Below are 9,753 nucleotides of genomic sequence, written 5' to 3' on the forward strand. Positions count from 1 at the left end.
GGCCATCAGCAAACAGGCGGCGTTGTGACTCATGCGCAACGCCGACGTTTTCGACTGCAAAAAAGCACTACACAAAGGAAGAAAGCAGCGACAGAAAATAGTATTGATTCGTCGTGGCGAGAGTCATAAATCCCACAACGACTGGTGAAATAAATGACGCATCAACGCCAAAGTGAAAGAGCCAAACCAGCAGAAGGGAATGTATCAAGTGAAAAGCGGCCCACACGGGGCCGCTGTGGTTCAGGAGGCAGGCTTGATACCGTACCAGCGCGGCGTATACACCCACTCACCACCCTCGGCACGAGGAAATGCGCAGGTGGTGGACGAGCCGATCAACACCATGGTGCGCATGTCCACCTGGTCGGGGGTCAGCTCGCCGAGCGTGGTGACCCGCAACGTCTGGCCAGGGCGGCCAATATCGCGGCCCAGCACCACCACCGTTTCTGGTGTGCGATGCCGGCCGACGATTGCCAGGGCTTGGCCCAGTTGCCATGGCCGCGCGCGGGAGATCGGGTTGTAGAACGCCAGCGCCAGATCGGCTTCGGCGGCCAGGTCCAGGCGCTTCTCGATGATCGACCAGGGTTTCAGGTTGTCCGACAGCGACATCACGCAGAAGTCATGGCCCAAGGGCGCGCCTGCTTGAGCAGCCGTCGCCAGTGACGCGGAAACACCCGGAAGAATCTCCAGATCGACGCTGTGCCAGCTCGGCTCGCTCGACTCATGCAACGCCTCAAGCACCGCCGCCGCCATGGCGAACACACCGGGGTCACCGGACGACACCACAATCACCGAACGGCCTTGCGCCGCCAGCTCGAAGGCGTGACGGGCACGCTGCATCTCTTCGCGGTTGTCGGTGCAATGCAGCACTTGATCTTCACGGAACGGCCCGGCCATGCGCACGTAGGTTTCGTAGCCGAGCACGTCGGTGGCCCTGGCCAGTTCGGCCTTGACCGCTGGCACCATCAGTTCGGCGGCGCCAGGGCCCAGACCGATTACCGCCAGACGACCGCGTGCACGGCCGATTTGCGCAGCGTCCAGCGGCTGAGTGGCCACCGCGATGGCAATGCCGGTATCCGTTGACACGATGGTAGCGTTCGGCACGGTGTGGCGGGACAATTCGCTAACGCCGCCGCTGACCGACGCAAACCGCAGAGGGACACCCAGTTCAAGTGCCGCTTCGCGCAATGCCGTGCTGGCCATGTTCAGATCGCTGGCCAACAGGCACGCCACCGATTGCACGGCGATCTTCACCTGATGCAAGGCTGAGCGAATGGCGCCTGGCAGGTCCGCGACCTCGGCGTTCACCGCCACCAACACATTGCGCGGGTAGATCATCAATTCATTGGCTGCCGGTGTCCGTTCGGCATGGCCGACATGGATCGACAGCTGCGCTTGAGGATCTTCCGGCAACTGCGCCTGCGCCAGCCAAGGCGCAGCCCCTTCGACGCGTACGCTTTGGCCGGCGAGCAAATCCGAGACGAAGCGCTTGCCCAGTTCCAGATCGCCGAGGGCGTAACCGCTGGGTGGATTGAGCAGGCAGGTGCCGAAGCGCAACTCACCACTGGTGGTGATGGCGGCGGCGACCTCAAGACCGGCAGCAATCTCTCGCGCCATGACGTTCACGCCACCGAGGCCGCCGAGCAGCGGCACCACGGCGCTGCCGTCTTCGGCCACGGCCAGCACTGGCGGCTCGGCGCCTTTTTCCAGCAGAAGCGGGGCCAGCGTTCGGATCACGATGCCCGCAGCGCACAAGGCAATGATCGGCGTGTCCTGCTGATAGAACTCACGCAAGGTGGCGCCGAACTCGTGATAAACGCGGTCCGCGCCTTCCACCCGTTCGGCCAGGCCATGGATCAATGCGCCAGGGTATAGCTGCGCAATCTTGCGCGCGGTCGCAAGGCTGCCATTGCCCAGAATGACAATCGCCGGAACTGGACGGGCCATCAGCCTTGCCACCGTTCGCCGGGCACAATGATCAGCGAGAAGTACGGCGAGGACATCGGCTCAACCTCATTCAGCGGGACGATTTTCTGGTTGGCCATGGTCGCGCGCTCAACGTACAGCGCGCGTTCGGCCAGCCCGAGTTCTTCGAGTACCTGACGGACCTTGGGGAAGTTGCGCCCCAGTTTCATGATCACGGCAGCATCGGCATCGGCCAGACGACGCTTGAGATCGTCGGCGGGCAATACGCCCGACAGGACCGACAAACTCTGATTGCGATACACCAGCGGCGCGCCCAGCACCGAAGCGCCGCCGAGCATTGAGCAAACGCCCGGCACGACTTCGGCTTCATAACGCTCGGCCAGTCGATCGTGCAGATACATGTAGGAGCCGTAGAAGAACGGATCGCCTTCGCAGATCACCGCCACGTCACGGCCAGCGTCCAGGTGCGCGGCGAGTTCTTCGCCGGCCGCATCGTAGAAATCGCTGATCACTTGTTCGTACGACAGCGGCGCTGGCAACGCTTCTGTGGTCACCGGATACACCAGCGGCAGCAGCGTTTGCGCGTCCTGCAAATGCGCCTCGATGATACCGAACGCGTTGCCCTTTTTTCCCTTGGCGACGAAGTACGCGACCACCGGCGACTCACGCAGCAGGCGCAGGGCTTTGACGGTAATCAGTTCCGGATCACCGGGGCCGACGCCCAGGCCGATCAAACGTCCAGGTTGCTGCATCATTCGATCTCCGTAGCGAGGGCATTGACGGCGGCGGCGGCCATGGCGCTGCCGCCCAGCCGGCCTTGCATGATGACGAAAGGCACGCCACGGCTGTCCGCCGCGAGCGCTGCCTTGGATTCGGCGGCGCCGACGAAGCCCACCGGGAAGCCGAGGATCAGCGCCGGTTTCGGCGCGCCGGCGTCGAGCATTTCCAACAGATAGAACAGTGCAGTCGGCGCGTTGCCGATCACCACCACGCTGCCTTCCAGGTGCGGGCGCCACAGTTCCAGCGCGGCGGCGGAACGGGTGTTGCCCAGCTCGCGGGCAAGCTCCGGAACGCTGTCATCGCGCAGGGTGCAGATGACTTCGTTGTTCGCAGGCAAACGCGTGCGGGTCACGCCTTCGCTGACCATCCTCGCATCACACAGAATCGGCGCACCGGCGGCCAGCGCATCACGTCCGGCCTTGCCCGCGCCTTCGGAAAATTGCAGCCCATCGATGGCGTCGACCATGCCGCAGGCGTGGATCACACGGACCGCGAGCTTTTCCAAATCGGCCGGAATACGCTCGAGGTTGGCCTCGGCACGGATGATCGCGAAGGAGTTGCGATAGATCTCCTGACCGTCGCGGATGTAATCAAGCATCAAGGGGGCTCCGTGAGCGGGCGTCGAGCAAGGCTGCGACCGCTTCAATAGTAAGGTTGCGTGCGTGCAGGGCGCCGAAACCCGGCTGCGCTGCATCGCGAAAATAGAGGTCGTAGTGACCGGGAGAAACCGCCAGCAACGTGACCGGCGCAGTGTGCGCGGCCGCGCAGGAACGCTGGCAGCCGGACAGGTGCACGTTCAATGTCTGGCCGTGACGTTGCAGCAGCGCCGCCAGTTGTCGAGCATCGCCCTTGGTGTCGGCCAGGCCTTTGCCGCAACCCGTCGAGCCGGTGCAGGCGATCAGGTGCGCCAAGGCATCGTCGGCCGAGCAACGCAGACCGAGTTGTTCGAGGCTGTGGATAACTTGAGATGCATCGTCGACATGGACACCGGGTAACAACAGGCTTTGCCAAGGTGTGAAACGCAGGCTGCCGTCACCCTGATCACGTGCCAGTTGTGCGACGCCTCTGAGCATCGCGGGATTGAGGCGACCCAGCGGCGGCACCGCGCCGATATACACGCGCTCGGCCTCACGCTGTGGATGAGCGCCGATGTGCAAGACGCTCGGACTTACCTTGCGCTGCCGACCCTTGATGGGCATCCGCGGCACACGCTCGGCCAGACGGGAGAGAAATTCGTCGAGCGAGCATTCAGCGAGCAAATGCCGCATGCGTGTCTGATCGGGACGTGCCAGGTCAAGAAACAACTCAAGCACCGCGACCACCAGCGCATGGCCCTGCTCCAGTGACACCGCGCCCGCAGGCGAGTCCACAGGGCAACCTGCCAGGCCAAATGCAAAAACCAGCTCGCCGTCTCGCTCAGTGGCTGACAACCACAGGTCATGAGAATGTTCGAGCATCGCCAGACCTTCGCCGCCATCCAGTTGCACGGCAAACTTGGCGCTGAGGTCGTGGAAGCGTTCATGACTTTGCAAGGTGGCGAGGATCTGTTCAGCCAACGGACGCGTATCGAACAGCATCTGCTGATCGATCCCGGCGCTGGGGCTGAGCATCAGATTGCGCACATCGTCGCCAGCGGCAGTACTTGGGCCCAACCCTGCGGCCATCAGGCCGTCGATCAAGGCGTCATGTTCACTACCGATCCCGCGAATCTGCAGATTGGCGCGGTTGGTCGCCTCGATCACGCCGCCGGCGAACCTTTCGGCCGCACTGGCCACTGCGTCGGCCTGAGCCGCACTGATCGAACCGCCATTCAACTTGATCCGGCAGATCCCGCCATCCAGCGCCTGGACGATACGCAGCAACCCCGGGCAGGCCGAGGGGCGTAAGGCTGAGGACATCGGGCGTTTGTTCAAGGGGGCGACCGGCTGTGTGGGAAAGGCGCTTCGCGGGCGAAGGCGCGGTATTATGCCTGCTTTGTTCGACGGCATGAAAAGCCTGCCCGTCGGAACAGTCCGTTTGAGGACAATATTTGAGGGCTATAGATGTCACCGTGGCTGACAGTAGTGGGAATCGGCGAAGACGGCTTCAAGGGTCTGGGCAAAAACGCCCGGCACACTCTGCTGCGCGCTTCGCGGATCATTGGCGGTCAGCGGCAATTGGATTTGCTGCCGGTGTGCATCCGTGGCGAGCGACAGTTGTGGCCCAGCCCTTTCTCCCTTGATCCGGTTTTGGCGCTACGCGGCGAGCCGGTCTGCGTACTGGCCAGCGGCGATCCGATGTTCTTTGGAGTGGGCGCCAGCCTTGCCCGAAAACTGCCCAACGATGAAATGCTGATATTGCCGGCGCCCTCCTCCTGCTCGCTGGCGGCAGCGCGAATGGGCTGGCCATTGCAGGATGTGGTCACGCTGTCGGTGGTTGCTCGTCCCATCGCCGCACTCAATGCGCAGTTGTTCAGCGGTGTTCGCTTGCTGGTGTTGAGCAACGACGGTCAGAGCCCGGCCGCGATCGCGACGTTATTGCGTGAGCGCGGTTTCGGTGCGAGTCGCCTCACCGTGCTGGAACATCTGGGCGGTGCCGCCGAACGACGCATCGATGGCGTCGCCAATGACTGGAACGATCCTCTGATCGCCGATCTGAACCTGATCGCCATCGAGTGCATCGCCGAACCCAATACGCCGCGCCTCTCCCGATTGGCCGGTCTGCCGGACTCAGCCTTCAAGCACGATGGCCAACTGACCAAGCGCGATGTCCGCGCGATCACTCTCGCTCGCCTGGCCCCGGTGCCCGGTGAGTTGATGTGGGACGTCGGTGCCGGCAGCGGTTCGATCGGCATCGAGTGGATGCGCGCCCATCCAAGTTGCCGAACGCTGGCCATCGAAGCCGATGAAAGTCGGCAGTTGTTGATCGAGCACAACCGCGATGCGCTCGGCGTGCCCGGCCTGCAATTGATTCGCGGCTGTGCACCGCACGCCCTGGACGGACTGGAGCGCCCGGACGCGATTTTCATCGGCGGCGGCGTCACCCGCGAGGGCGTACTCGACACCTGCTGGGCACAACTCAAACCCGGCGGCCGACTGATCGCCAACGCCGTCACGCTGCAAAGTGAAATGACTTTGATGGCCTGGCGCGAGCAGCACGGCGGCGAGCTGACGCGAATCCATATCGCTCAAGCCCAACCGTTGGGAGACTTCGATACCTGGCGTCAGGCGTTGCCGATTACCTTGCTGGAAGTGACGAAGCCTTTCGATGCGTGACGAAACCGCCGAACAACCCGCACCGCTGCGCAGTGGTCTGACCACCGGCAGCTGCGCCACCGCCACCAGTCTGGCGGCTGCACGTTTGTTGTTGGATGGCACGCATTCGGACGCGGTGGACATCGTCCTGCCCAAGGGCAAGCACGTGCAGATGCGTCTGGAGTTCTGTCGATTGATGGATGATGGTGCCGAGGCTGGGACGATCAAGGACGCGGGTGACGACCCTGACGTGACCCACGGCGCCTTGCTCTTTTCCCAAGTGCGATTGCGTAGCGAGCGGGGAATCCGCTTCAACGCTGGTCGTGGCGTCGGCACAGTGACTCGGCCGGGGCTGGTATTGAGCGTCGGAGAACCGGCGATCAACCCGGTGCCACGCAGGATGATCACCGATCACTTGACCCTGCTTGCGGAAGAACTCGGCTACAGCGGTGGCTTTGAGGTTACCGTCAACGTTGAGGACGGCGAGGCACTGGCACTGAAAACCATGAACCCGCGCCTGGGGATTCTCGGCGGTTTGTCGATCCTCGGCACCAGCGGCATCGTCCGGCCATTTTCCTGCGCGGCCTACATTGCCTCGATCCATCAGGGCATCGACGTCGCAAAAACCAACGGTTACCTGCACATCGCCGCCTGCACCGGCAACGCCAGCGAAGACACCATGCGCCGGGTCTACGACCTGCCGGAAATCGCCCTGATCGAAATGGGCGACTTCGTCGGCGCCGTACTCAAACATCTGCGCAAAGTGCCTGTGGATAAACTCAGCCTCTGCGGTGGTTTCGGCAAGATCAGCAAACTGGCGGCCGGGCACATGGATTTGCACAGTCGACATTCGAGCATCGACCTGCCGCAACTGGCCGAGTGGGCGGCGGCGATTGGCGCCGATGAGGTATTGCAGCAAGGGATTCGCGAGGCCAACACCAGTCAGCAAGCCTTGGCGATGGCCAGTGCAGCGGGCATCGCCCTCGGTGATGCGGTGTGTCAGCACGCGCTGGACTTTGCCCGCAGCGTGGTGCCGGCGCAGGTTCAGGTCGAAGTGTTTGCCATCGATCGCCAGGGCGGGATTGTTGGCCATGCGGGAGCTTTTCAATGAAGCGCGTGTTATTGCTCGGTGGCGTGACGGAAGCCTTGGCCATCGCCCGGACCCTCGGGCCGGAACACATCTATAGCCTGGCCGGCGTCGGGCGTGTGCCGACTGATCTGACCTGTCACGTTCGCGTTGGCGGTTACGGCGGTGCCGAAGGGCTGGCGCAGTTCATTCGCGATGAAGGGATCGACCTGCTGCTGGACGCCACCCACCCCTACGCCGCACAAATCAGTCAGAACGCCGCCACTGCTGCGCGGTTGAGCGGTATTGCCTGCTGGGCGTTAAGGCGCCCGGCCTGGCAACCACAGGCCGGGGATGACTGGCGAGATGTCAGCGACTGGGCCGAGTTGATCGAGGCGTTGGAACCGTTCCGGCGACCGCTGTTCACCCTTGGCCGTGAACCGTTGCAGCATCTGCACGAAATACCGTCAGAGCAATTCTGGACCCTGCGTGCCCTGGACGTTTACCCCGGTAATGAACGCTGCGAAGTCATCGGCGCGCGTGGACCGTTTCTGATCGAGGATGAACGTGAACTGTTTGAACGTCGGCAGATAGATGTGCTGATCAGCAAGAACAGCGGCAGCACCGCGACCGAGCCGAAGCTGGAAGTGGCACGGGAGCGCGGGGTGCCGGTGATTGTTTTGCAGCGGCCAGTGTTGCCAGGGGTTGATAGGGAGTTTGGATCGGTGAATGACGTGCTGGCAGCCCTAACCGCAGAATCCACCACATAACTTGTAGCAGCTGGCGAAGCCTGCGTTCGGCTGCGTAGCAGTCGTCAATCCTGCATCCACGATTAACCTGAAAGATCGAGGTGTTCGATTTTACGACTGCTTCGCAGCCGAACGCAGGCTTCGCCAGCTGCTACAGGAAATGCGCAACGCCCTACCTATCTATCGGACCTCACACACAACATCATCCAACGCGGCTGACTAGTCGGGTCGCAACCCCACCCTTATATTTCCGAGTCCCACGAATGTAGCGCTCGGAGTACCGAATGACCGAAAAATTCACTCGTTTCGATATCGCCGAGTTTCTCCTGACACCTGCCGACATGTGGAATTACCTAAAGGCTTGTGAGGAGGAAGATTCGGGAGACGGTCGTTTCAATCGTGTGGCGCTCAGGGACGTCAAACACACCATCCGCGCACGAATCCAGAGTGACCCACAATTTGCGCAGGCACTGCGAATCGAAGTCGCTACACTCTTTCATAATGGCGAGCCAGAAATGGCTCACAGGATGTTGCACCTATTAACTCAGGGACTGCGACACCACACCGCACGCCGCTTTTTTACTTATCGGCCCTGATCAGGCTAAATAGCCGCGCCTGATCCCCCTCCCAACCGGATTTGTCCCATGTCCCGACAACGGCTCGCATTTGCCTGGATCGCCTGCTTCGCAGTGCTGTTCAACATGCTCGCCATGCCGATGACGGGAGTGATGGCACAGACGGCGAAATCACCCGCCGAGCAGTTGTTGTGGGGAAGTTTTTGTTCGTCCGGCGGCACGAAGATGGTGGCGATTTCCCTGGGCGATATCGAACAGAAAACTCCGCAGAGTGACGATCACTCCAACATGCAACATTGCTGGTGCTGTTCAGGTTCCGCGCCATTGGTGGCGTTGCCCGGGCACATGCCGCAACTGTACTTCGCGCAGTTCGAAGCCAATCGAAGCCTGCCTCACGCCTCTCTCGATACACCGACACCGCGCCAGCAATGGCCAAGTCTCAATCCCCGCGCTTCCCCTCTGGTGTGATTCCTTCTCGCAATTGACCTGCGTTTTGAATCGTTCTGGAGAACTGCCATGTTGAACAAACTCATCGTCCTGGCTGTGTTGCTGCTGCCTGCCTGTTTTGCCAATGCTCACGAATACAAAGCCGGGGAGCTGGAGATCGCTCATCCGTGGTCGCAAGAGTTGCCGCCAAACGCGCCGACCGTTGCGGCTTACTTCGTGATTGACAACAAGGGCAACACTGCCGACCGCTTGCTCAGCGTCGATTCGCCGATTGCAGGCGTTGCCCAACTGCACGAGCATGTAATGCAGAACGATCTGATGAAGATGCAGCACGTGCCGAGTGTCGAAATCCCGGCCGGTGGCGAAGTCACTTTTGCGCCAATGGCCTACCACGTGATGCTGCTGGAACTGAAAGACCGCAGTCTGTTGAGCGACGGAAAACGCTTCCCGCTGACGATGCACTTCGAAAAATCCGGCGACGTGACGGTCGACGTCTCGGTGCAGAAGAAGCCGCCGGAAGGCATGCAGACGCACGCCCACGCCCAGTAAGCGACTGAGCAAAAACGCCCATGCGCCCGTTTAGCGCCAGGTCATCCGCACACCGTCGTCAGCCGTTAAGCCTGACGCGCGGGAGCTGGATCAGCCTGTTCGCCATGTTGATGATCTTTATCGGCCCGCTGATTTCTCAGTCGATGCCGATGGATCAACGCGCCTCGATGTCCATGACTATGTCGATGGACATGAGCATGGACATGTCGGCGATGGATCACGCCGACCACGACGCACAACCCGCTGCCGAACACTGCCCGCCAAAAGCCTCACATCACGCACTCTGGGAAAAATGCGGCTATTGCAGCCTGCTGTTCAATTGCCCGGCGCTGACCGGCGGCCAGTCCTTCGTCGCTTTCGATACGCCAACAGCCAACACCTTTACCACACCCTCCCCTCGCCTGGGCCACGCCCGGCAAACCTTCTTCCCC

11 protein-coding genes are annotated in these 9,753 nt (G+C 61.7%); 7 read left to right on the forward strand and 4 right to left on the reverse strand.

All coding sequences use genetic code 11. The features are described 5' to 3' along the window. Window positions 1-240: 240 nt before the first annotated feature. From cobJ to cobG, 4 genes are read right to left on the reverse strand one after another with little or no spacing between them, the layout of a single operon-like run. Window positions 241-1,944 (reverse strand): precorrin-3B C(17)-methyltransferase, encoded by a 1,704-nt coding sequence (gene cobJ, locus KGB23_RS24235; RefSeq protein ID WP_223432862.1) that lies wholly within the window; start codon window positions 1,942-1,944, stop codon window positions 241-243. Beyond that, window positions 1,944-2,675 (reverse strand): precorrin-2 C(20)-methyltransferase, encoded by a 732-nt coding sequence (locus KGB23_RS24240; RefSeq protein ID WP_223432872.1) that lies wholly within the window; start codon window positions 2,673-2,675, stop codon window positions 1,944-1,946. The genes cobJ and KGB23_RS24240 overlap by 1 nt, the downstream gene beginning before the upstream one ends. Beyond that, complete coding sequence (locus KGB23_RS24245; RefSeq protein WP_123367583.1) at window positions 2,675-3,301, reverse strand: precorrin-8X methylmutase; 627 nt, start codon at window positions 3,299-3,301, stop codon at window positions 2,675-2,677. Before KGB23_RS24245 ends, KGB23_RS24240 begins: the two co-directional genes overlap by 1 nt. Next, window positions 3,294-4,601, reverse strand: a complete 1,308-nt coding sequence (gene cobG, locus KGB23_RS24250; RefSeq protein ID WP_317851631.1) for a precorrin-3B synthase — start codon at window positions 4,599-4,601, stop codon at window positions 3,294-3,296. Before cobG ends, KGB23_RS24245 begins: the two co-directional genes overlap by 8 nt. Window positions 4,602-4,745: 144 nt before the next feature. Between cobG and cbiE the strand changes: the two genes are divergently transcribed. The 7 genes from cbiE to KGB23_RS24285 all read left to right on the forward strand — a co-directional run. Further along, window positions 4,746-5,957, forward strand: coding sequence for a precorrin-6y C5,15-methyltransferase (decarboxylating) subunit CbiE (gene cbiE / locus KGB23_RS24255; RefSeq protein ID WP_223432864.1), 1,212 nt, complete (start codon window positions 4,746-4,748; stop codon window positions 5,955-5,957). Further along, window positions 5,950-7,047, forward strand: coding sequence for a cobalt-precorrin-5B (C(1))-methyltransferase (locus tag KGB23_RS24260; RefSeq protein WP_223432865.1), 1,098 nt, complete (start codon window positions 5,950-5,952; stop codon window positions 7,045-7,047). The genes cbiE and KGB23_RS24260 overlap by 8 nt, the downstream gene beginning before the upstream one ends. After that, window positions 7,044-7,772, forward strand: a complete 729-nt coding sequence (locus KGB23_RS24265) for a cobalt-precorrin-6A reductase (RefSeq protein ID WP_223432866.1) — start codon at window positions 7,044-7,046, stop codon at window positions 7,770-7,772. Before KGB23_RS24260 ends, KGB23_RS24265 begins: the two co-directional genes overlap by 4 nt. A gap of 263 nt (window positions 7,773-8,035) precedes the next feature. Continuing rightward, on the forward strand, window positions 8,036-8,347 hold the full coding sequence (locus KGB23_RS24270) for a DNA-binding protein (RefSeq protein WP_223432867.1): 312 nt from the start codon (window positions 8,036-8,038) through the stop codon (window positions 8,345-8,347). 48 nt (window positions 8,348-8,395) lie between these two features. Next, window positions 8,396-8,794, forward strand: a complete 399-nt coding sequence (locus KGB23_RS24275; protein ID WP_223432868.1) for a DUF2946 domain-containing protein — start codon at window positions 8,396-8,398, stop codon at window positions 8,792-8,794. 48 nt (window positions 8,795-8,842) lie between these two features. Continuing rightward, window positions 8,843-9,322 carry a copper chaperone PCu(A)C gene (locus tag KGB23_RS24280; RefSeq protein ID WP_223432869.1) on the forward strand — a complete coding sequence of 160 codons (480 nt, stop codon included), beginning with the start codon at window positions 8,843-8,845 and terminating at the stop codon, window positions 9,320-9,322. A gap of 20 nt (window positions 9,323-9,342) precedes the next feature. Further along, window positions 9,343-9,753, forward strand: a 411-nt coding sequence (locus KGB23_RS24285; RefSeq protein WP_223432870.1) for a DUF2946 domain-containing protein, incomplete at its 3' end; no start/stop codon positions are given.

The sequence above is a fragment of the Pseudomonas sp. GL-B-26 genome (genome assembly GCF_019947405.1).
GTDB lineage: Bacteria > Pseudomonadota > Gammaproteobacteria > Pseudomonadales > Pseudomonadaceae > Aquipseudomonas.